Origin of the sequence: Streptomyces gamaensis, assembly GCF_042656465.1 — a bacterium.
In the GTDB taxonomy this organism is placed as follows: domain Bacteria; phylum Actinomycetota; class Actinomycetes; order Streptomycetales; family Streptomycetaceae; genus Streptomyces; species Streptomyces gamaensis.
This window is the reverse complement of sequence record NZ_JBHSPB010000014.1, coordinates 27966-49956: the sequence shown is the minus strand read 5'-3', so window position 1 is coordinate 49956 and position 21991 is coordinate 27966. Positions and strand designations below refer to the sequence as shown.

20 protein-coding genes and 1 pseudogene are annotated in these 21991 nt (G+C 73.1%); 12 read left to right on the top strand and 9 right to left on the bottom strand.

Translation table 11 applies throughout. The features are described 5' to 3' along the window. Positions 1 to 7: 7 nt before the first annotated feature. Entirely contained in the window at positions 8 to 676 is a 669-nt protein-coding gene (locus ACFP1Z_RS22215) for a hypothetical protein (protein WP_390318667.1), read from the bottom strand. A 299-nt stretch (positions 677 to 975) separates the two neighbouring features. Here ACFP1Z_RS22215 and ACFP1Z_RS22210 point away from each other — a divergent pair, with 299 nt between their 5' ends. After that, positions 976 to 1878, top strand: coding sequence for a hypothetical protein (locus ACFP1Z_RS22210; protein ID WP_390318665.1), 903 nt, complete (start codon positions 976 to 978; stop codon positions 1876 to 1878). A gap of 30 nt (positions 1879 to 1908) precedes the next feature. Here the strand turns inward: ACFP1Z_RS22210 and ACFP1Z_RS22205 are convergent, their stop codons facing one another. Next, on the bottom strand, positions 1909 to 2832 hold the full coding sequence (locus ACFP1Z_RS22205) for an Lrp/AsnC family transcriptional regulator (protein WP_390318664.1): 924 nt from the start codon (positions 2830 to 2832) through the stop codon (positions 1909 to 1911). Between the two features lie 344 nt (positions 2833 to 3176). Here ACFP1Z_RS22205 and ACFP1Z_RS22200 point away from each other — a divergent pair, with 344 nt between their 5' ends. Continuing rightward, on the top strand, positions 3177 to 4196 hold the full coding sequence (locus ACFP1Z_RS22200) for an alcohol dehydrogenase (protein WP_390318662.1): 1020 nt from the start codon (positions 3177 to 3179) through the stop codon (positions 4194 to 4196). A gap of 206 nt (positions 4197 to 4402) precedes the next feature. Here the strand turns inward: ACFP1Z_RS22200 and ACFP1Z_RS22195 are convergent, their stop codons facing one another. The 4 genes from ACFP1Z_RS22195 to ACFP1Z_RS22180 all read right to left on the bottom strand — a co-directional run bounded on the left by ACFP1Z_RS22195 (position 4403) and on the right by ACFP1Z_RS22180 (position 8100). Continuing rightward, the gene (locus ACFP1Z_RS22195; RefSeq protein WP_390318660.1) at positions 4403 to 5284 is read right to left on the bottom strand and encodes an alpha/beta fold hydrolase; all 882 of its coding nucleotides are present in this window, start codon (positions 5282 to 5284) and stop codon (positions 4403 to 4405) included. 135 nt (positions 5285 to 5419) lie between these two features. After that, on the bottom strand, positions 5420 to 6514 hold the full coding sequence (locus ACFP1Z_RS22190) for a PP2C family protein-serine/threonine phosphatase (RefSeq protein ID WP_390318658.1): 1095 nt from the start codon (positions 6512 to 6514) through the stop codon (positions 5420 to 5422). Between the two features lie 166 nt (positions 6515 to 6680). Further along, complete coding sequence (locus ACFP1Z_RS22185) at positions 6681 to 6899, bottom strand: hypothetical protein (protein ID WP_390318655.1); 219 nt, start codon at positions 6897 to 6899, stop codon at positions 6681 to 6683. Positions 6900 to 7041: 142 nt separating this feature from the next. Then, positions 7042 to 8100 (bottom strand): chitinase, encoded by a 1059-nt coding sequence (locus ACFP1Z_RS22180; protein WP_390318653.1) that lies wholly within the window; start codon positions 8098 to 8100, stop codon positions 7042 to 7044. On the opposite strand from ACFP1Z_RS22180, the gene ACFP1Z_RS22175 reads away from it, so the two are divergent. The 3 genes from ACFP1Z_RS22175 (at position 8099) to ACFP1Z_RS22165 (ending at position 11113) form a co-directional block, all read left to right on the top strand. Next, complete coding sequence (locus tag ACFP1Z_RS22175) at positions 8099 to 8431, top strand: hypothetical protein (RefSeq protein ID WP_390318652.1); 333 nt, start codon at positions 8099 to 8101, stop codon at positions 8429 to 8431. The two genes, ACFP1Z_RS22180 and ACFP1Z_RS22175, sit on opposite strands and share 2 nt — an antisense overlap. Before the next feature lie 193 nt (positions 8432 to 8624). Continuing rightward, positions 8625 to 9554 (top strand): DUF5995 family protein, encoded by a 930-nt coding sequence (locus tag ACFP1Z_RS22170; protein WP_390318650.1) that lies wholly within the window; start codon positions 8625 to 8627, stop codon positions 9552 to 9554. Positions 9555 to 9658: 104 nt separating this feature from the next. Beyond that, positions 9659 to 11113, top strand: coding sequence for a glyceraldehyde-3-phosphate dehydrogenase (locus ACFP1Z_RS22165; protein WP_390318648.1), 1455 nt, complete (start codon positions 9659 to 9661; stop codon positions 11111 to 11113). Between the two features lie 15 nt (positions 11114 to 11128). Here the strand turns inward: ACFP1Z_RS22165 and ACFP1Z_RS22160 are convergent, their stop codons facing one another. Both ACFP1Z_RS22160 and ACFP1Z_RS22155 read right to left on the bottom strand, forming a co-directional pair. Beyond that, on the bottom strand, positions 11129 to 12394 hold the full coding sequence (locus tag ACFP1Z_RS22160; RefSeq protein WP_390318646.1) for an FAD-dependent monooxygenase: 1266 nt from the start codon (positions 12392 to 12394) through the stop codon (positions 11129 to 11131). A 68-nt stretch (positions 12395 to 12462) separates the two neighbouring features. Next, positions 12463 to 13932: an MFS transporter gene (locus ACFP1Z_RS22155; RefSeq protein WP_390318644.1), complete on the bottom strand. Its 1470-nt coding sequence runs from the start codon at positions 13930 to 13932 to the stop codon at positions 12463 to 12465. A 157-nt stretch (positions 13933 to 14089) separates the two neighbouring features. Between ACFP1Z_RS22155 and ACFP1Z_RS22150 the strand changes: the two genes are divergently transcribed. From ACFP1Z_RS22150 to ACFP1Z_RS22140, 3 genes are all read left to right on the top strand, one after another. Next, on the top strand, positions 14090 to 15031 hold the full coding sequence (locus tag ACFP1Z_RS22150; protein WP_390318642.1) for a LysR family transcriptional regulator: 942 nt from the start codon (positions 14090 to 14092) through the stop codon (positions 15029 to 15031). Between the two features lie 204 nt (positions 15032 to 15235). Continuing rightward, on the top strand, positions 15236 to 15571 hold the full coding sequence (locus ACFP1Z_RS22145; protein WP_390318641.1) for a hypothetical protein: 336 nt from the start codon (positions 15236 to 15238) through the stop codon (positions 15569 to 15571). Positions 15572 to 15687: 116 nt separating this feature from the next. Beyond that, the gene (locus ACFP1Z_RS22140) at positions 15688 to 16803 is read left to right on the top strand and encodes a PP2C family protein-serine/threonine phosphatase (protein ID WP_390318639.1); all 1116 of its coding nucleotides are present in this window, start codon (positions 15688 to 15690) and stop codon (positions 16801 to 16803) included. A gap of 97 nt (positions 16804 to 16900) precedes the next feature. On the opposite strand, the gene ACFP1Z_RS22135 is transcribed toward ACFP1Z_RS22140, so the two are convergent. Next, entirely contained in the window at positions 16901 to 18133 is a 1233-nt protein-coding gene (locus ACFP1Z_RS22135) for a DUF418 domain-containing protein (RefSeq protein WP_390318637.1), read from the bottom strand. A 231-nt stretch (positions 18134 to 18364) separates the two neighbouring features. Here ACFP1Z_RS22135 and ACFP1Z_RS22130 point away from each other — a divergent pair. The 4 genes and pseudogenes from ACFP1Z_RS22130 (at position 18365) to ACFP1Z_RS22115 (ending at position 21781) form a co-directional block, all read left to right on the top strand. Further along, positions 18365 to 19619, top strand: a pseudogene (locus ACFP1Z_RS22130) (MbnB/TglH/ChrH family RiPP precursor modification enzyme). Positions 19620 to 19652: 33 nt separating this feature from the next. Continuing rightward, positions 19653 to 20639 (top strand): TIGR04222 domain-containing membrane protein, encoded by a 987-nt coding sequence (locus tag ACFP1Z_RS22125; RefSeq protein ID WP_390318635.1) that lies wholly within the window; start codon positions 19653 to 19655, stop codon positions 20637 to 20639. A 142-nt stretch (positions 20640 to 20781) separates the two neighbouring features. After that, positions 20782 to 21195: a hypothetical protein gene (locus tag ACFP1Z_RS22120; protein ID WP_390318634.1), complete on the top strand. Its 414-nt coding sequence runs from the start codon at positions 20782 to 20784 to the stop codon at positions 21193 to 21195. A 142-nt stretch (positions 21196 to 21337) separates the two neighbouring features. Further along, positions 21338 to 21781, top strand: a complete 444-nt coding sequence (locus tag ACFP1Z_RS22115; RefSeq protein WP_390318632.1) for a cupin domain-containing protein — start codon at positions 21338 to 21340, stop codon at positions 21779 to 21781. The last annotated feature ends 210 nt before the right edge of the window (positions 21782 to 21991 follow it).

Below are 21991 nucleotides of genomic sequence, written 5' to 3'. Positions count from 1 at the left end.
GACAGCGCTAGGCGACGAAGACGCGTCCCGAGCGGGCCGAGGTGCCGCAGGAGGCCTTCTCCGAGGCGGTCATTTTGCGGGTCTTGACGACCACGGCGTTGCTGACCCCGTCCGTGCCGTTCGCGGCGGGGCCGGTGACGGTGTCCGGCACGTACCAGTAGTAGTGGCCCCACTGCGGGCTGTCGTAGTGGGTCTGCCAGGTGCCCGAGACGGTCTGCATCACCTGCGCGCGGGAGATCCAGCCGACCTCGCCGGGCTGCACGGTCATGTTGAGGGAACTGCTCTCCGAGTGCGAGCTCGACCAGGTGTGGCTGTAGCTCGCCGTCACGCTGAGGTTGATGAGGTCCGCTATTTTCCCGCCGGCCGTCACCGAGACTCCCGCGGTGTCCGAGGAACCGACCGTGTCGGACCAGGTCATGGACTGGGTGGCGGGTGAAGTGCTGCAGTTGTAGAGCGAATTGGACACCCGGCGGAAATCGCCCAGATACGCCTTGCCGAGCACCGGGTCGTTGAAGCTGCACTTGCCCTTTCCGGAAGCGCAGTCGGCCATGAGCTGCTGCCGGGTGGGCTGGTCGTCGGCGGCCGCGGGCAGCGCCATGGCGGCCACCATGCCCAGGGCCGCAGTGGAGAGTGCCAGGAGCCGTCCGCCGTTGCGCGCCATGCGAGTTCTCACCATGGGTCCGTGCCTTTCGCCTTGCCGTCGTGCCGTGGGGGAGGGGAGCGGGGACATGTTGCCGGTGGGGCTGCGGTCGCCGCTTGTTGCCCATGAGGCTGTCGCAAGAAGGGAGTCAACTACACCAAAAGTCAGTAAAGTTGTGATTGATTTCGGAATCATCTGCTACACGGGTAGATGTCCGATGATGTGGAATCGCCGTGCGGACAGTGTCGTTACCGGGCGGTAGGGTGATCTTGGAATGTGCCGGGCGGCGCCCCGCTGTCCCCGGCCGATGAACCACCACAGAACAGGACATCACCGTGCGTGTGAACGGCTGGCTCTCCGCAGGCGCTTGCGCCGCACTGCTGCTCACCGTCAGTACGACCGCCACCGGCACCGCGGCCGCGGCCCCGTCCGCCGGCGTGGTCACCGACGGCGGCGTCGGCGCCATCAAGGGCCCCGAGAACCTCTGGCCCGGGGACGGCGGCGCCCTGTGCGTCTTCAGCGAGCGGCAGGAGCCCGCCGACGTCAAGGGCATCGTCAAGCAGATCGCCCAGGAGAAGCTCAAGCACCCCACCAAGGGCATCGGCGACATCGCCGCCGGCATCATGGGCAGCGGCGACCTCGGCCACTCCTGGACCGTCTACACCGCGCCCGACGGGACCGTCGGCACCTACTCCTTCCAGTCCCCCTGGGACGGCCTCGCCTACAACCCGAAGCTGTGGCCCGCGACCAGCTTCCCGGGCGGACTCGCCGTCGACTACCCCGACGACTGGGGCAACGACGTGGACGGCGGCGCGGCCGACAAGTTCAGCCGCGGCACCCCCGCCGACCACCTGAAGTCCATCGGCGCCGCCGAGGAGGACCACCCCACCAAGACCCGCACCGGCCGCTGCAAGCCGATCACGGCGCAGGGCCGCACCGCGTTCTTCGACTTCGTCGCCTCGCAGCGCGGCAAGGCCTACGCCCCGGACCAGAACTGCACCAACTTCGCGGGCCGCGCCTGGGAGACGGCCACCGGCGAGAAGCTCACCTGGCAGGCCGAGCCGCGCTTCGGCCTCTTCCCCGGCATCGACAAGAAGCTGAGCGAACAGATCATCAAGGCCATCACGGGCCACGACGGCAAGGTCGGCGACCCCGGCACCCTCGGCGCCTCCATCCTCAAGGCCAACGGCGGCAGCAAGGACAGCGACGTCCACAAGGAGGTCGCGCTGGCCGAGTGACCCCCACCGGCCCCGCGACCTGACAGCCGCTCAGTTCCTGAGCGTGTGACCGTCGCGCAGGATGCCGTGGCGCTTGACGACGCGGACGGTCGGCGTGATCTCGACGTGCTGGACACCGTCGAGACCGCCCAGCGTCTCGGTCTGCATCCGGTACAGATCGGCGAGCGTCGCATGGAAGGTGGAGACCATCAGGTTGGACGGGCCCGTCGTGGCGGCGGCGAACCGGACCTCCGGGTGGGCGGCGAGCGCGCTGCCGGCCGCCTCCAGGGCGTCGGGCCGTACGTCGAGCCACAGCGTGGCCTCGATGGGGAAGCCGAGCAGCGCCAGGTCGGCCTCGGTACGGACCTGCAGCGCCTCGGCGGCCAGCAGCCGCTCCAGGCGCCGGCGCACCGTCGCCGGTGTCGTGCCGAGGACGGGCGCGAGCTCTCCGTAGGCGGCCCGGCCGTCCTTCTCCAGGGCGGCCAGCAGACGCTGCTCGAAGGCGTCCAGGAGCGGGCCGTCCGCGAGACTGCCCGTCGGCTCGGTGTACAGCCGCAGCAGCAGGCACGGAACGGTCTCGCGGACCCCGCGCGTCCGGCTGAGCCCGTCGAGGAGCCGGCCGGTGTCCTCGGTGCCGGGGCGGGTCAGAGCGGTGAAGACCAGGTCGGTGGTACCGGCGAGCGTCTCGATCCAGGGGATGTCGGGACGGCGGGCGAGCCGCGCGGCCACCGCCTGCCCGGCCGAGCCCTCGGTCCGTACCCGCAGCAGCAGCGGGGAGCGCCCGATCGCGGGCGGCGCGGGCAGCACGGTGACGCGCAGCAGATGCGCCGACCGCAGCCGGTGGTAGCGGCGGGCCACGGTCTGCTCGGAGACCGCGAGGCGCTGCGCGAGCCGGCGGAAGGAGGCCCGGCCGTCCGCGCGCAGGCACGCGATCAACCTCCGGTCGAGGCCGTCCAGTTCGGGTGTCTCGGTCACGCTCGGGCTTTCCTCGGATCCGTCGTCCCGTCCGCCGGGGCGGTGTCCCGGCAGCGGAGCGGAAGGGCGGGCAGGAGCCGTCGACGACGCTGGACGGCTCCTGCCCGCCTCGTCCACGACACTAGGCCCTGCCGGACCGGCACTCCGACTCGGCGCGCTCCTGTCGACAAAATATTCCATTTCTATGGCTTGTATGCGGGAAAAACCTCATCGAGGGGTCAGGAGCCCGCCGCGACAGTGGGGCGCACAGCCCCCCGCGTGCCCGTCGGCCGGTGCTGCGCGACCCTGGTCGTGGGTCCGTACGCCGGAACCGGCGGTCGCTCCCGTCGCGAAGGAGGCTTCCCATGAGTTCCGTACGCGCAGCCCAAGTGACGTCCCCCGGCCGAAAGTTCGAACTCGTCGAGCGCGAACTGCCGCAGCCGGGCCCGGGACAGGTCCGGATCGCGGTCGAGGCGTGCGGGGTGTGCCACACCGATGCCCTCATCGTCCGGGGCGCCTTCCCGGGGCTCGACTTCCCGCTGGTCACCGGCCATGAAGTGGCCGGCCGCATCGACGCGCTGGGTGAGGGAACGGCCGGCTGGCAGGTGGGCGACCGCGTCGAAGTCGGCTGGTTCGGCGGCCAGTGCGGCCGCTGCCGCCCCTGCCGGGAAGGCGACTTCATCCACTGCACCGCCCTCCAGGTCCCCGGCCTGTCCTACCCCGGCGGCTACGCCGAGGCCATGCTCGCCCCCGCCACCGCCCCGGCCCGGATCCCCGACGGGCTGTCCGCCACCGAGGCGGCGCCGCTCGGCTGCGCGGGCGTGACCACGTACAACGCGCTGCGGCGCAGCGCCGCCCGCCCCGGCGACCTGGTGGCCGTCCTCGGCCTCGGCGGCCTGGGCCACCTCGGCGTGCAGTACGCCGCCCGGTTCGGCTTCGAGACCGCCGTCATCGCCCGCGGTGCCGACAAGGAGCCGCTCGCCCGCGAACTGGGCGCCCGCCACTACATCGACAGCACGGCCGGCGACGTGGCCGAAGCCCTGCGGGCCCTCGGCGGCGCGAAGGCCGTCCTCGCCACCGCCGCCAGCTCCGAGGCGATGAGCGCCACCGTCGACGGCCTGGCCCACTGCGGCGAACTCCTCGTGCTCGGCGCCACCGCCGAACCGCTCACCGTCACCCCGCTCCAGCTGATCAACGCCGGCCTCACGGTCCACGGCCACCCCTCGGGCACCGCCCAGGACGTCGAGGACACCATGGCCTTCAGCGCCCTCACCGGAGTGCGGCCCATGACCGAGACCGTCCCCCTGGAGGACGTGGGCGAGGCCTTCGAGCGCATGCTCAGCGGCGCCGCCCGCTTCCGGATGGTCCTGACCACCGGCCGGTGACCGGCGTCACCGGTCCCACTCGTACCCGTCGTCGTCCTGCCAGCCGGCGTCGCGGTCGTCGTCGCCGGCCGGGGTGCCCGCCTCGTCCTCGATGAGGACTTCGCCCTGCTCGTCCATGCTCCTCATGATGCCGAGCACCGGGGAGCCGCGCACCGTTTTCCCGGCCCCGCGCACCCGGGAGGGTGGAGCCGGACCCGACGCGGGAGTCAGGGGGTGTCCGGGACGGGGCCCAGGAGCCGCTCGATCTCGGTGACGACGGTCGCCGGGTCCGTCACCGGCACGATGTGGTCCGCGCGCGGCGCGAGGACGTGACGCCCGGCCGGCGACTGCCGCGCCCGATAGGCGTGGGCGGCGTTGATGGCCTCGCGGGCGCGGGCGCTCATGCCCGGCGTGCGGCGAGTGGCGGAGACGACGGTGACCGGGATGCCGCCGAGCTCCGGAGGATTGTCGCGCAGGGCACGCAAGTCGGCTCCCACCGAGGCCTGTTCGGCGCGGTGGGTACGCATCGCGCCGACCGTGAACGCCTCCGCGCGCATCTCGGCCGCGGCCTGCGGCGGCAGCGCTGTGGTCACCTTGCGGAAGAGCAGGGGCAGCAGCCCGGTCCGTGCCAGCACCCGGCCGGCGACCGCCCCGGCCTTCTCCAGCCGGCGCATCGACGGATCGAGGAGCAGGTCGCAGGACTCGTCGGTGGGGTCGAGCAGGACGAGCCCGGCCGTCCGTTCGGGCCGCCGCGCGGCGGCGAGGCGCACGACCAGTCCGCCCCAGCTGTGGCCGACCAGGACGAACGGCCCCGCGCCCAGGTGGTCGAGCAGATCGCCCAGATCGTCGGCGAGCCGCTGGAGCCGGCGCGGCCGCGGGTCGGGGGCGCTGCGCCCGAGCCCGCTGCGGTCGTAGGCCACGACCCGCGCGGAGGCGGCGACGGCCTGCTGCACGAGCGCCCAGTACGAGCGGCTCGCCGCAAGACCGCTCTCCAGGACGACCGTTGCCGGACCGTCCCCCGTGGGAGGGGCGAACTCCGTGTAGAAAAGGGCGCGTCCGTCCCGGGTGGGCGCGGTTCCCGTGGTGCGGCGGCAGTGCCGTTCCTGCATGCAGACCGTCCTCGTCGGCGAGCCCGGACGGGGCCCGAAGAAAGTTAGGTCAGCCTAACTTAAACGGATGGTCGTGGCCATGGACCGGGTGTGCCGCCGGCGGCCGTCGTCGGGCAGGCGGCGGCGTGCGCCCGGTCACCTCTCGCGTGTGACCGCCAGCACGGCCATGTCGTCGTCCCGGGGGCCCGCGGTCCAGCGCTCGACATCGCGGACCAGGGCGTCGATCACGTCCTGCGGCCCCTGGAACGGCGGCCGCCCCGGAGCCGACAGCCGCGACTGCGGGTCGTAGAACACGCCGGAGGCGTCCCTGGCCTCGGTCACGCCGTCGGTGACCAGCAGCAGGGTGTCCCCGACGGCGAACGGCCAGCGCTCCGGGCCCGGACGGGGCACACCCAGCGCGCTCATGCCCAGCGGCAGACCGGGGTCGCGCGGGTGCAGGGCACGCACCCGGGGGCCGTCGGCGCCGTCGCACAGGTACGCCGCCGGATGGCCGCAGTCCAGCAGCCGCACCTCGCCGGCGTCCGGGGAGAACTCGCCCAGCAGCGCCGTGACGAAGCCCTCCAGCCGCAGTTCCTCCACGCGGTCGTCGAACTCCCGCAGCAGCGCCGCCTCCAGCCGGTCGGCGAGCCCCATGAGGTCGGGGACCGAGCCCGCCGCCTCGCGGAACGCCCCGAGCAGCACCGACACCGCGCCCACCGCGCCCAGCCCCTTGCCGCGCACGTCGGCGATGAGCACCCGGGTGCCGTACGGCGAACCCTGCACCGCGTACGCGTCGCCGCCGATCTGCGCCTCCGCGTGCGCGGCCCGGTAACAGGCGGCGACGGCCAGCGGGCCGATCCGCGGGGGCGGCACGGGCAGCACGGCCCGCTGGGCGGCCTCCGCCACCGAGCGCACCATCTCCAGACGGCGCCCGTGACGGGCGAGCACACGGTTGACCCCGACGCCGATCAGGGCGGCGAAAACGGTGTTGACCAGCTCCAGATAGCCCGTGGAATGGCCCAGATAGCCGTCCTTGGCGGTCAGCGCCAGCACTCCCGCGACGACCAGGACGCCGATCGTGACGGTGTGCCGCAGCGACAGCAGGGAGCCCGCCACCACACAGGCCGCGGCCAGCATCGGATCGCCCCAGTACTGCGCGGGCGCCAGAATGTCCCACAGCAGCCCGGCGGCGACGAGGACACCGGGGACGAACCGCACGGAGCGCGGCCATCGCGGGGAGACGGACGCCATGGGCGATTCCCGATTCCGGCCGGAAAACCGAACTCGTCCATTTTATTCGCCTTGCCCCGTCGCGCCTTTCGCAGAGACTCTTACGGGCGTGCTTCCGGTACGGCGCCGGGGGCGCGCAGGGCCGGGCCCGTACGGGAACAGCCCTGCCGCGGCCCTCCGGCACCGCTCAGCCCACTCCCGGCAGGAACGCGAGCAGACCTCCCGCAGCGGCGAGCAGGAAGCCGGGGAACCCGGTGTGATCGCCTGCGCCGCTGTCGGCAGCGGTGGAGACGGGAGCGGGGAGCGTGTGCGGATCCGCCGGGGAGGGCGCGGCCGCGGCCACCCCTCCCAGCATGAGCAGTGCGCTCGCGACGGTCACGGTGGCGGCGCGACGGACGGTCTTCAAAGCGGCCCTCCTGAGCGGGAGTCGGTGCCGGACGTCCCCGACACTGCCCGGCCGGACGCCTGTTGCACGACGCCCGGCACGATCAGGTGACGGCGCGCCGGTGCACGGCGGGGGCGTACGCCGCCCGGGGTCCGCCGGGCGGTCAACGTCCCTGCAGCGCCTTGACGTTGTCGCCGAACGTCCACCCCTTGGAGCCGTCCCAGTTGAGCGACCAGGTCATCAGGCCCTTCAGCCGGCCGCCGTAGGTGTTCCACGCCCGGCCGACCAGGTCGGGCGTCATGTAGCCGCCCCCGGCGCCGGGTTGGGCGGGAAGCCCGGGGGCCTGCTGCTCGTAGGGGACCCTGATCGTGGTGCCCTGGACGACGAGGCCCTTGTCGAGGCAGTCGGTCTGCGCGGTGAACCCCTCGACCGTCCCGGCCGCGTACGAGTCGCCGGAGCAGCCGTACATGCTGCCGTTGTAGTACTGCATGTTGAGCCACCACAGGCGGCCGTTGTCCGCGTACTTCTTCACGATCGGCAGGTAAGCGCCCCAGATCGAGCCGTACGTCACGCTGCCCCCGGTGACGTAGGCCGTCTCCGGGGCCATGGTCAGGCCGAAGCCGGGCGGCATACGGTCGAGCACGCCGTCGATGATGCGCTCCAGATTGGCCTGCGAGGGCGAGAGGGCGGTGATGTCGCCGCTGCCGGTGAGGCCCGTCTCCAGATCGATGTCGATGCCGTCGAAGTTGTACGTCTTCAGTATGGGGACGAGCGTCTCGACGAAGCGGTCGGCGACGGCGCTGGACGACAGGTCGATGCCGGCCGCAGCACCTCCGATGGACATCAGGACCGTCAGTCCGGCCGCCTTGGCCCGGCACATCTCCGCCGGGGTGGGGACCTTGACGGTCGCGTCCATCCCGTCCTCCCACACGGCGGTGCCGTCGGAACGGATCACCGGGAAGGCCGCGTTGACCACCGTGTAGCCGTGGTCGCGGATGCGGGGGTCGGTGACGGGCGTCCAACCGAACGGCGGATGCACGCCGTTGGCGGCGCCGTCCCAGTTCTCCCAGTACCCCTGGAGCACCTTGCCGGCGGGCTTCGGCCGTAGCGCGCAGCTGTCCTCGCGCGGTGCGGACGGGGCGGGTGACGCGGCGAGCAGTGTCTGGGCGACGAGCGCGAGGGCGAGGCCGATGAGCGGCAGGCGGGTTCTGCGACGGGCCATGCCGGGGACCGTAGAAAGGTCCAGACCAGCCGTCAAGGGGTCCCGGGGAAAGTCGCCGTGGACTGCGACCCCGCCGCCGGGCTGCGCGCCGTCGCCGCGCTCGGGGTCACCCACCGCCTGCCGCGAGGCCCTCACGGCCGCAGGCCCGCTCGACGAGGACGACGCGGCCGCGCTGCGGGCCCTGGGCATCGGCCTGGACGCTGTACGGGCCCGCACCGAGAGCGCCTTCGGGCCGGGCTCCCTGGACGCCCGGCGGAGACGCAACCGGGCCGCCGGCGCCGCCGCAGCCGTACGGGCCGCGCTGCCGGCCGACTTGAGCGAAGCCGCCTGACCGGCGTGCGCGCGGCGTCGCCGCTGCCCACGTCCCCGACGCGGGTGCGCCACGCGAACAGCCAGGAGTCGAGTTCACTGGTGGCCCGTCCCCGGACCGATCGGCGCACCGGCACAGCCGACTCCGCGTTGCCCGGAAGCCGGAAGCTCGTTGAGCAGGGCCGCCCGTCGCCGTCCCGTCCGGAGGCAAGCCCGTGCCCACGCTCGTGAAGACGATCGCGACGGCGGTCGGCGTGATCCTCCTGTGCGCCGGCGGGCCGACCACGGCCGGGGCCGCCCCGGCGGACGGCACGGTGTCCTGCGAGGGCCCCGTACCGGACTGCGTGAGCAGGCTCGAACACACCCTGGCCGCCGTCCGTGACGAGCTGGGCTGCGACCACCGCGCGCCCTTCGCCGCCCTGTACGTGCGCGTGCAAGGCGCGTTGCGGCAGACCCTGCGGGAGCGTCCCGCGTTGTTCGCGGAGCCGACGTGGGTGGCCCGGGACCTCGACGCCGCGTTCGTCAGCCGCTACCTGACCGCCTACCGGGACGACCGCGACGGGCGCCCGGTCCCGCGGGCCTGGCGCATCGCCTTCACCGCGGCGCGCACAGGGCAGACCAATGCCGCGCAGGACGCGCTGCTGGGCGCGAACGCGCACATCCAGCGCGACATGCCCTACGTCCTGGCCGGTCTCGGCCTCGTCACCCCCGGCGGGGCCACGCGCAGAGGCGACTTCGACCGCGCCCAGGCCGTCCTGGACCGCGCCTACGAGCCCGCCGTCCAGGACATCGCCCGCCACTACGACCCTCTGCTCGCCACGGCGGACGCCCGGTGGAACCCCGTCGCGCGCCTCACCGCGCACCAACTGCTCGTGCTGTGGCGGCGCAACGCCTGGCACTACGCCGAGCGGCTGACCGCTGCCGGCACCCCCGGGGAACTGCGCAGGGCCTCCCGGGCCGTCGAGGACAACGCCGCCGCCTGGGGCACGCTCCTGGCGGCCGTGCAGGTGCCGGGCTACCGGCTCGTACGGGACGGGTACTGCCGCGACGGCCGGTCCACGGGCGCGACGCCCCCGCTGCCGGCCTGGCAGCCACGGCAGCTTCCCGCGTCACTGGCCTCGGGCCGCCTACCGGAAGGTGACTGAACGGCTGCGGAGCGGCACGGCATCCCCCTCGCACGGAACCCCTTGGAAGATCGAAACGGCATGGGGTTAGCATGTGAGCGCCGTCTAGCTCGAAAGAGAAGCCTGTGACTGTCAACGAGGACACGTTCACCAATTGGAAGAACCGCGAGGAGATCGCGGAGTCGATGATCCCCATCATCGGGAAGCTGCACCGGGAGCGTGACGTCACCGTCCTGGTCCACAGCCGCTCCCTGGTGAACAAGTCGGTCGTCAGCATTCTCAAGACCCACCGGTTCGCCCGGCAGATAGCCGGTGAGGAACTCTCGGTCACCGAGACGCTGCCGTTCCTGCAGGCTCTCACCACTCTGGACCTCGGCCCCTCGCAGATCGACATCGGCATGCTGGCCGCGACCTACAGGGCCGACGACCGCGGTCTGACGGTGGCGGAGTTCACGGCCGAGGCCGTCGCCGGCGCCACGGGCGCCAACAAGATCGAGTGCCGGGAGCCGCGGGACGTCGTCCTCTACGGGTTCGGCCGCATCGGCCGCCTCCTCGCCCGCCTGCTCATCGAGAAGTCCGGTTCCGGCAACGGCCTGCGGCTGCGCGCCATCGTCGTCCGCCAGGGAGGTGGGCGGGCCGCCGACGATCTGGTCAAGCGGGCCTCGCTGCTGCGCCGCGACTCCATCCACGGCCAGTTCCACGGCACGATCACCGTCGACGAGGCGAACAGCACGATCGTCGCCAACGGCAACGAGATCAAGGTGATCCACGCCGCCGACCCGGCGTCGGTGGACTACACGGCGTACGGCATCAAGGACGCCATCCTCATCGACAACACCGGCAAGTGGCGCGACCGCGAGGGCCTTTCGCAGCACCTGCGCCCCGGCATCGCCAAGGTCGTCCTGACCGCGCCCGGCAAGGGCGACGTCCCCAATGTCGTCCACGGCGTCAACCACGACATGATCAAGCCGGACGAGCAGATCATCTCCTGCGCGTCCTGCACCACCAACGCGATCGTCCCGCCGCTGAAGGCGATGGCGGACGAGTACGGCGTCCTGCGCGGCCACGTGGAGACCGTCCACTCGTTCACCAACGACCAGAACCTGCTGGACAATTACCACAGCTCCGACCGCCGCGGCCGCTCGGCGCCGCTCAACATGGTCATCACCGAGACCGGCGCCGCCTCCGCCGTCGCCAAGGCGCTGCCCGACCTCAAGGCGCCGATCACCGGCAGCTCGATCCGCGTCCCGGTGCCGGACGTCTCGATCGCGATCCTCAGCCTGCGGCTCGCCCGCGAGACCACCCGCGAGGAGGTCCTCGACCACCTCCGCAACGTGTCGCTGACCTCGCCGCTCAAGCGCCAGATCGACTTCATCAGCGCCCCCGACGCGGTCTCCAGCGACTTCATCGGCTCGCGCCACGCCTCGATCGTCGACGCGGGCGCCACCAAGGTCGACGGCGACAACGCGATCCTGTACCTGTGGTACGACAACGAGTTCGGCTACTCCTGCCAGGTCGTCCGCGTCGTCCAGCACGTCTCCGGAGTGGAGTACCCGACCTACCCGGCCCCGCTGGCCTGAGCCCGGCGGACGCGGTCACGGGCGCCGCCGGGGCGGCGTCAGCGACGCCCGCGCGTTCAGTTCCTCCACGGTGGCGCCGGTCGAGCGGCGGTAGGCGGCGGTGATGTCCGCGTACCGCCGCGACCTGGCGCCGCCGTCCGCGCGGGAGGCGCTGGCCGGGACCGTCCGGCCGACCCGGCGTTCCGCGCTGTCCATCTCCCGGGCCGCCAGCACCACCCGGGCGGTGGCCTCGCGCCGCGTCCGCTCGTAGGCGCGCAGCCCGGCCGACGGGTCGGTGGCGGTGGCGAGTTCGTAGGCCAGGACGCGCGCGTCGACGATCGCCTGGGAGGCCCCGTTCGCCCCCACCGGGTACATGGGGTGCGCGGCGTCGCCCAGCAGCGTCACCCGGCCCCGGCCCCACCAGGGCAGCGGATCACGGTCCACCATCGGGTATTCCAGGATCTCGGTGCTCTTGGCCAGCAGGCCCGGCAGGTCGAGGAAGCCGAGGTCCCAGTCCCCGAAGTGCCGCAGGACGTCGTCGAGTTGCCCCGGACGCCGCCAGCCCGCCCCCTCGGGCAGCCGGCGGCGGCCGCTGACGGCGGCCTGGCAGACCCAGTTGACGAGCGAGGTGCCCCGGCCGGCCGGGGAGACGGGGTAGGCGATCAGGCGCAGCCGGTCGCCGTCGTCCCCGTGGAGCATGGAGCGGCCGGTGAGGAAGGGCTCGGCCTCGGCCGTGCCCCGCCACATCATCGTCCCCGACCACCACAGCGGCCCTTCCTGCGGGTGGAGGACCGCCCGGACGCGGGAGTTGAGCCCGTCCGCGCCGACGAGCAGCGGCGCGTCCAGCGTCCGGCCGGCGCCGGTGCCGCGGTCGGTGACGTGCACGCGCACGCCGTCGTCGCAGGGCTGCTCGACGTGGCCGACGCGCCGGCCGGTACGGACGGCGTCCTCGCCGAGCCGGGCGCGTACCGCCCGCAGCAGCGTCATCTGCAGCTCGCCGCGGTGCACCGAGTACTGCGGCCAGCGGTAGCCGCGGGCCGTGCCCAGCGGTTCGGTGAGCACGCGGTTGCCGTGCCGGTCGAGGTAGACGATCTCCGCGGTGGGCACGCCGACGGCGGCGAGTCCGTCGGCGAGGCCGAGTTCGAACAGCTCGCGGACGGCGTGCGGTTGGAGGTTGATGCCCACCCCCAGGGGACGGATGGCGCGGGCGCTTTCCAGGACGGTCGCGCCGATCCCGGCCGCGTGCAGGCTCAGGGCGGTGGTCAGGCCGCCGATGCCGCCTCCCGCGATCAGAACGTCCATGGTGTTCCTCGTCTCCTCTCGGTGCGGTCCGGCTGGTCGTCCGCTGCGGGGGACTCCCCGGTGGAAGGTCAGCCGCGGGCCGCGGCCACGGGCACGGCCGCCTTGGCCGGCGGTGCGGCCGCCGGGCGTACCTTCGGCAGGAAGGCCGCGAGGACGGCCGCGGCGAGCAGGGCCAGGCCGCACACCCACACCGCGTGGTGCAGCCCGTCCACGAAGGCCGCCTGCTGCGCGACGCCCAGCCGCCTGCCGCCCCCCTGGGCGGAGGTACGGGCGTAGACGAGCGCCCCCAGGACCGCCACCCCGAGCACCTGGCCCAGCTGCCGCAGCGCGTTGTGGACGGCGGAGGCCATACCGGCCCGTTCGGCGCCCACGGCGGCGACGGCCGTCGCGGTCATCGGGGTCAGGCAGAGACCGATGCCGGCACCGGCGAGCGCGAAGTCCCACCAGATCGCCCCGATACCGGTGTCGGTGCCCAGCCGCAGCAGCCCCAGCGTGGCCGCCCCGCTGAGCAGCAGCCCCAGCAGCATCGGGACGCGGGCGCCGATCCGGGCGACCAGACGGCCCGACACCTGCGCGGCGAGGGCGAAGGCGACACCGATGGGAGCGACGTCCAGACCGGCCTCGATCGGCGAACGGCCCTGCACCTGCTGGAAGTAGACGCTGAAGTAGACGATCGCGCCCACGAAGGAGAAGAACACCACCAGCGCCGCGGTGTTCGCGATGGTGAAGGCGGGCCGCTTGAACAGCCGCACGTCGACGAGGGGTTCGGTGCGGCGGCGCTCCCAGAGGACGAACGCGGTGAGGGCCGCGACCCCCGCCGCGAGAGCGGCCACGATGGCCGTCGAACCCCAGCCGCGCTCGCGGCCCTCGATGGTGGCGTAGGCGACGGCGGCGACGGCGGCCGTACTCAGGGCGGCACCGGCCCAGTCGAACCGGGAACGCGCGGCGACACGCGGCACGCGCGGGATGAAGCGCGCGGCGAGGAGGACCAGCAGGACGGACAGCGGCACGTTGAGCAGGAACACCCAGCGCCAGCCGAGCGCGTCGACGATCAGACCGCCGAGGACGGGGCCGACGGCGAGCGCGAGCCCGGAGCTCGTGGACCACAGGCCGATGGCCACCGCCCGCTTGCGCGGGTCGTCGAAGACGGCCCGGATGACGGTCAGACTGCCGGGCACCAGCAGCGCGGGCCCGATGCCCTGGACCACGCGCCCGGCCAGCAGCAGCGGAGTGCCGGTCGCCAGTCCGGTCAGCAGGGACCCGGCGCCGAAGACGGCCACGCCGAGCATGAACAGGCCCTTGCGGCCCCGCCGGTCGCCGAGCACTCCGCCGGCGACGAGCAGGCTCGCGTAGACCAGTACGTAGGCATCGACGATCCACTGCAACTGGCTGGGACCGGCATGCAGACTGCGGCCGATGGACGGCAGCGCGACACTGACGACCGTGGTGGAGACGACGGCTGCGAACAGCCCGCCTGCCAGCACCAGGACCGCGAGCCACGCGCCCCGTTCGGTGGGGGTGGTGCGTTCCTTGCTCACGACGGTGTCCTTCCTCGGTTCTGCGGCGTACGGGGGGCGGCGACGTTCGGGGTGCGGTATCCGCTTCGGCAATCCCGCTGCGTGCTGCCTCAACTGTCCTGCCGGGCAGTGCCAGAAGTCCAAGAGCTGGATCAACTGCCAGCTAGAATCGCCCGTTATGGAGCTGCGTCAGCTGACCTACCTGGTGACGGTCGTGGAGGAGGCGAGCTTCACGCGCGCCGCCGCCCGGCTGCACGTCGCCCAGCCCGGGGTGAGTTCCCAGATACGGCTGCTGGAGAAGGAGTTGGGCGAGGCCCTGCTCGACCGCTCGGGCCGCACGGTCCGGCCCACCCCGGTGGGTGCCGCCGTCCTGCCGTACGCGCGCGCCGCGCTGGAGGCGGTCGCCGGGATACGGGCCCGCGTCGACGAACTCACCGGCATGGTGCGCGGCCACGTCACCGTCGGCACCGTCGCCTCGCCCGCCTCCCTCGACCTGCCGGGACTGCTGGCCGCCTTCCACACCCGCCACCCGGACGTGGACATCACGCTGCGCGAGGGCACCTCCGACCAACTCGTCGACGAACTGCGGGCGGGCCGCCTCGACCTCGTCCTCGTCGGCGCCCCCGACGTCCCCCACCCCGACGTCGCGACCCAACTCGTCGCCGACGAGGCGCTCGTCGTCGCCGTCGGCCCCGACGGCCCCCTGGCAGGGCGGGACGCGCTCACCGTCGCCGAGCTGGAGGACCGCCCCCTGATCAGCATGCCGCGCGGCAGCGGAGTGCGCTCCTGCCTGGAACAGGCCTGCGCACAGGCGGGCTTCCCGCCGCACGTGGCCCTGGAGGCGGGCGACACCCGCACGCTGGTACGGCTGGCCGCGCGCGGACTGGGGCTCGCCGTCCTCCCCGAGTCCTCCGCCCGCCTGTACGCGGAGGCCGTCCGGGTCCTGCCGCTGCACGGCGTGACCACCCGCGCCCGCATCCTGCTGGCCTGGCGGACCGGCGGCACGCCGGGCCCCGCCGCACGGGCCCTGGTCCGCACCGCCCGCGAACTCCTGCCCGACCCCGCCGCCGGCCGGCCTTCGAGGCGCTCTGGACGAACGGCCCGGCATCCCTCACCATGACGGGGGGCCGCACCGAACGCCACGGTGCGGTCACGGGCCGTTCCCAGCCCCGTCCGCTCGCATGCGGCGGCGACGGACCACGGCGTCGAACCGCCCGCCCCCGCACCGGATTTCCGCTTCCCTCCGGCTCCCGCCTCCCCGCGCGGCACCCCCGCGCGATCCCGCACCGCCCGAGGAAAGACAGCAGAGGAGAGTGGGGTACCGGTGAAGGCCGAACTCGCATGGTGGGACCTCGAAGGTTCCGGACAGACCATCGACTCGCTCAACGCACACCTCCGCGACGGCGCCACCCGGCCCTGGGTCGAGGTCCCCGGACTCGTCCTCAAACTCTGGATCGCCGACCGCGAACACAACGCGTGGGGCGCCCTCATGGTCTGGGAGCACGACCGCCCCGCCGACCGCCCCCTCCCGGCCAACCGCGCGGCGGAACTCATCGGCTGCCCGCCCACGCACCGCATGGGCTTCGAGGTCGCGGCGGGCGTCGAGGGCCTGCACACCCTCGCCACCCTGCAGGGCATAGGCCCGGTCTTCGCCGCCTGACGGCCCGGCCGGCACGGACCCGCCCTGACCCGTACGCCGCTCCACGGCTGGCAGGCATGATCCGCTGCGAGGATGCTGGAGCATGGCGTACGGCACGAAGGATCGGGAGCGGCCACGTGAACGCACCGGGCGCGGGGAGCAACGCCGTGACGCGCTGGTTCCTGCGCCACCTGCAGGTGCTGCCCGTCCTCCTCCTGGCGGTGGGCGCCGTCCTCGACTTCCACACCCCGCCGCACTTCAGCGCCGAGGCCTTCTACGCCGCCGCGCCGATGTCGGCCGCGGCGCTGCTGTCGCTGCGCGCGACGGTCCTGGCGGGCATCGGCGCGTGCGCCGTCGATCTCGCGCTGCTCGCCTATTTCGGGTTCCTGGAGGACTACGGCGGCTGGAGCGAGCTGGCGGCGGTCGCGACCGTCTCGGCCTTCGCCGTCGTCGTCAACCGGCTCATGCACTACCGGGACGTACGCCTGCAGTCCGTGCGCGAAATCGCCCTCGCCGTGCAGCGGGCCGTACTGCCGAAGCCGCCGGCCACGATCGGCCCCCTGCGGCTGGCCGCGCGCTACCGCTCGGCGGAGCGGGAGGCACAGATCGGCGGCGACCTGTACGGGGCGCAGGACACCCCCTACGGCGTGCGCTGCCTGGTCGGGGACGTCCGGGGCAAGGGCGTGGAGGCGGTCAAGGCGGTGGACGTGGCCCTGGGCGCGTTCCGGGAGGCCGCCGAGGAGGAACGCACGCTCGCCGGGGTCGCGGCCAGACTGGAGAGGGCGCTGCTGCGCGAGGCGGAACGACGGGCCGGACTGGAACGGACCGAAGGGTTCGTCACCGGCGTCCTCGCCGAGATCCCGCACTCCTGGGACGAGGTCCGCCTGGTCAACCGCGGCCACCCGCCACCACTGCTGCTGCACCCCGGCGGAGCCGTGCGCGGCGTGGAGCCGTCCGAGGCGGCTCTCCCGTGGTGCCTGGCGGGACTGGGCGCGGGCCGGGAGACGACCGACACCGTGCCCTTCCCCCCGGGCGCCACGCTCCTGCTGTACACCGACGGCCTCACCGAGGCCAAGGACCGCGCGGGCGCCTTCTACGACCCCGTCGCTGCCCTGACCGGGCACACCTTCCCCGGCCCGGACGACCTCCTCGGCAGGCTGCTGCGGGACGTCGGCCATCACACGGGCGGCCGTGTCACGGACGACATGGCCCTGCTGGCGATCACCCGGCAGGCGGGGGAGCGCGGCCCGTGAACAGCGGGCCGGCCGCGCCACTCGCCCGGGCCGCGACGGCTCACGGCCCGCGACCCGGGCGTCCTCCGCCGGTTCGGGGCGGGGGAGCACGGGCGCGTCACCCGCGCAGCACCCGTTTCTGCAGGGACTCCAGCGGCCCGGCGGAGAACCTCCGCAGCCACAGCGCCGAGCCCGCCATGAGGACGGCGCACACCGCCGCCCACAGCCCGAACACCCACCACGGTCCGGTGTGCCCGAGCCGTTCGGCCAGGCCCAGGCCGATGCCGTAGCAGACCAGCACACACAGCACGTTCTGGGTGACGTAGCACGTCAGCGCCGCGCGTCCCACCGATGTCAGCCCGGCCGTCACCGCGCGCGAGACCGCGCCGCCGCGCAGCCGGTCCGTCAGCACGCCGATCAGACCGAGGTAGCCGAGGGCCACCACGGGTGCCGCCACGTACCGGCTCAGCAGGAAGCAATCACCCAGCGACGCCGCCGCGTTGAGCGGCAGCCCCACCCCCAGGCCCCAGCCGAGCAGACGCCGGCGGATGCGCCGCCCCGTGCCGTCAGCGGCGAACGCCCCCGCGCGGTAGAGCCCCACCCCCAGCAGGAAGAGGAAGACCAGCAGGCCGAACGACAGGACCGGCTCCAGGCGCAGGACGAGCGCCTGGCGCAGACGGAACGCCACGAGGTCGGGGTAACCGCCGTGCGCGTAGAGGTCGACGACCTCGCGGCCGGGCCCCTCACCGCCGCCCGGGTCCGAGCCCGCCACGGCGGCCGTGAGCAGGCCCATCACCGTGACGTGGAGGGCCGCCGCCGTCCACATCACCCGGCGCCGGAACCGCTCCGTACGGTTCAGCAGCCGGGCCACCAGCAGCGCGGTCACCGCGTAGCCCATGAGTACGTCCCAGGCGAAGACCAGCACGAAGTGGACGGTGCCCTCGGCGAAGAGGAACAGCGCCCGCCACCGGTACCGCCCGGGCCAGGGCCGCCCGCGCCGCTGCGCCGAGCCGTACTGGACGGCCAGCCCCACGCCGAACAGCACGGTCAGCATGGACAGGAACTTGCCGTCGGCGAGGAAGCGGAAGACACTCTCGGCCACCGTCGCCCACGAGGGGCCGGACAGCAGGCCGTGCAGCGACGCGCCGCCACTGCCGCCGCTGAGGACACCCCACTCCGCCCCCGGACCGGTGAAGATCCACACGTTGGTCATCAGCGTGCCCAGGATCGCCGTCCCGCGCGCCACGTCGAGCAGCGGAATCCGCCCCGCCGGGCCGTCCGCCGGACCCTTGCCGCCGGGGCCGCTGCCCGGCCCGGACAAGGGCGCGGCGGAGCGTGCGGTATCCGTCATCAAGTTCCCCCGGGAGTCGTCGGTTTCCTTCATCCTCACCGTGAGCGGAACGCCGGTCCTCGTAGGCGGTGATGAAACCGCGCTGCATCCTTCGACGGACCGGCAGGGGCCCAGGGGTGGAGACGGCATCGACGCCATGAGCCCCAGCCGGCCGCCCGAAGGTCAAGATTTTGTAAGGTGGTGGGCAAGGGGCTCCGGACCAAGGACCGGAGATGAGGGGCGGGGGTACGTGTGCTGGGGACGGGGATCGGCTGGCGGCCGGAGATCGCGGCGGACATCGCGCGGCTGCCCGGAGTCGACTGGGTCGAGGTCGTGGCCGAGAACCTCTGCCCGGACCATCTGCCGGACGAACTGCGGCTGCTGCGCGAACGGGGCACGACCGTCGTCCCGCACGGGGTCTCGCTCGGACTCGGCGGCGCCCAACGCCCCGGTCTGGCACGGCTGATGGCCCTCGCCGAGCTCGCCGAGGCCCTCGACGCCCCGCTGGTCACCGAGCACATCGCGTTCGTACGGTCCGCGGGACCGGGCACCGGTTCGCCGGGGATCGAGGCCGGGCACCTGCTGCCCGTCCCCCGCACCCGCGACGCCCTCGACGTGCTGTGCGACAACGTCCGGCTGGCCCAGCGGGCCCTGCCCGTACCCCTCGCCCTGGAGAACGTCGCCTCCTGTCTGACCTGGCCCGGCGAGGAGATGACCGAGGGACGGTTCCTCACCGAACTCGTCGAGCGCACGGGCGTACAACTCCTCGTCGACGTCGCGAACCTGCACACCAACCACGTCAACCGCGGCGAGGACCCCGCCGCCGTCCTGGACGAACTCCCCCTCGACGCCCTCGCCTACGTCCACGTCGCGGGCGGCTACGAACACGACGGACTCTGGTACGACAGCCACGCCCACCCGGTGACCCGGCCCGTACTGGACGTGCTCGCCGAACTGTGCGCCCGCGTCACCCCGCCCGGCGTCCTCCTGGAACGCGACGACGACTTCCCCACGGCGGACGGCCTCAGAGCCGAACTGGACGCCGTCCGGGCCGCGACGGACAAGCTGCCCGGCCGTGTCTGAGCGGGACATCGACGCGGCGCGGGAACGACTCGCCCGCGCCCAGCACGACCTGCTGCGCTCGCTCGTGGCGGGCGGACCGCCGCCCCAGGGCTTCGACCCCCGGCGGCTGCGCGCGCAGCGGCGCGCCCTGACCGCCAAGCGCGCCAAGGTCGTCGCCAAGGTGGCTCCCGGACTGCGGGACATCCTGGCCGACGACTACCGACGGCTGTTCCTCGCCTACGCCGGGGAGGAGCCCATGACGGGCGGCTACCACGAGGACGCCCGGCACTTCGCCGGCCACCTGATCCGTACCGCCGCCGTGGACGGACCCCGACAGGCCCGTCTGACGGCCTGGCTGCAAGCACAGCGCGCGGCCGTCGCACCGGAGCGCGGCACCCTCGGGCGGCTCGCGCGGGCCCTGCGCCGGCGGCGCGCCGCGCGCTGACCGCGCGGACACAGAACGAAAGGCACACCCCTGATGACCATCGCCCTCGGCGTGGCGCTGCTCGCCGTACTCGCCCCGTCCGTCTGGCTGTTGCGGCTGCGGTGGCGGCCGCGCGGCTCGTCCGCGGCCCTCGCCGCCGACGGGCCGGACCTGCTGGAGGTCGCCTATCTGCTGGGCGGCGCGGGCCGGGTGGTGGACACCGTGATCACCAGGATGCACACCGACGGCCGGATCACGGTGGCCGACGGCAAGGTCACCGTGACGGACCCCGCCACCGAACACTCCTTGGAACGCGCGCTGTTGAAACGGTGCGACGGATCCTGGAAGCGTTCCCTGCGGCAGGTACGCCGGGAGCTGCGCGGGGACCCGGCTCTGGAGGCGCTGCACCGCTCGCTCGTCGAGCGGAAGTTGCTGATGACGTCGCGGACCGAGCGACTGTGGCCGCGCGTCCTCGTCGTGCAGACGGCCGGGCTGGCCGTCGCCGCGGTCATCGCGCTCGCGTCGTCCAGTCCGTGGTCCTTCGCCGTGTTCCCGGTGATCGTGGCGGGCGTCGTGGTACGGGTCGTGTGCCGTCGCCGTCACAAGGGCCGGATCCCCTGCACCGAGCACGGCCGGCGCATCGCCCGGAAGCTGCGCTACGACCCGCCCTGGAGCATGTCCGACCCGGAGTTCCACCACGAGGGGGCGGCCGGAGTGGTCGCCGTGCGGGGAACCGGTTCCCTGCACGACGCGAAGCTGCGCGAGGAGTTCGAGAAAGCGAGGGAGTCCGGCACGTCCAAGCACCGGAAGCGCCGTGCCACGTCCTCCGGGAACCGGTCGTCGTCGGGCTCGTCCAGTTCGACGTCAGCGGTGGTCGTCGGGGCTTCCTGCGACGCCGGCTGCGGATGCGGGGTCGACAGCGGCGGCAGCTTTGGTGACTCCGGTGGATCGAGCGGTTCGTCCGGATCGAGCTGCTCCAGCAGCAGCTGCTCGTCCAGCAGTTGCTCCTCGTCGAGCTGCAGTAGCAGCAGCTGTTCCTGAACCCGCTGCCCGCCCTCCGCAATCGCCGTGGTGTGCGGGCACGGTCCCGTACGGGTGAACGGCCGGAACGGCCGTCCCCGGACCCGCGGGCGGCTCCTACCCTGGCCCGGCAGACCACGAGCCCTCAGGGGGAGGACCGTTCATGCTCGGCAGGACCCTGCTCGCCGTCACCGCCCTCGCCGCCACGTTCGCCGTCCCGGCCGCGCTTCCGGACGCCGACGCGGCCGTGCGCGTGCGTGACACTGTCGCGCTGTCCAACGACGACAACGGACACACCGTCAGCGTCCATAGCGGCGACCGGATCGACGTCCACCTGGTCGCTGTCCGCACCGACAGCGAGAAATGGTCGTGGGATGTGCCCGCGGCCTCCTCACCCGAAGTGCTCCACCGGGACGAGGGGCACACCACGCCGGACGGCGACGCCGTCGCCCGTTTCACCGCCACCGGCGACGGAACGAGCAGCATCACTGCCCACAGGCACTGCCGCGTCACCAGGCCGGGGCACTTGTGCTCCCACCTCGTCAGGACCTGGAAGGTCACCGTCAACGTGAGCTGAGACCGGTGCGGGCCCGGGAGCACGCCGAGCACCCGGCCCGCCCCCTTGTTGCTGTAATGGCAACCTTTATTGCCGTTGCAGAAGCGGTGGCCGCAGTCTGATCCCCGGCCGAAGGCCGTCGAGAGAATCAGGAGGCCACACCATGACCACCCACGCAGAGCCGGGGAGCACACCGGGCACCGACGACAGCACGCCGCTGGGCAACCGCGTCCATCACGTGCGTTCCGGCGAGTTGGACGGTTACGCAGCCCTCAGCGGCGGCACCGTCGGCTCGAAGAAGCTCTGGATGGGCCTGGTGGAGAACCCGCCGTCGAGCGCGACGGACAACCACCACCACGGTGCGTCCGAAGCGGGGATCTACGTGGTCAGCGGCCATCCCGTGTTCGTCTACCACGACGGCACACAGGAGGTCCGGATCACCGCCCATCCCGGCGACTTCCTGCTCGTCCCTCCGTTCGTCCCGCACCGGGAGGAGAACCCCGACCCGGACGAGCCCGTGGTCGTCGTGATCGCGCGGACCACACAGGAACCGATCAAGGTCTCCGTCCCCGAGCTGTACCAACTCACGCAGGAGGAACCGCAGTAGGAAGGAACCCGGGCCCGGCCGGTCGCCCCCGGCCGCAGTGCGAAAACCCTTTGGCGCACCGGGCGCCCGTACGCCTAGAGTGATCCGCATGTTCGGCGCACCTCCCGGTGCGCGGGCCACGGCTCCTTCCTTCGTACCGAATCCGTGCCGTGGCCGCTTCGACCTCGGGAGGCGCGGCATCGGGGCGCCCGGTGCGCAGGTGACGGTTAC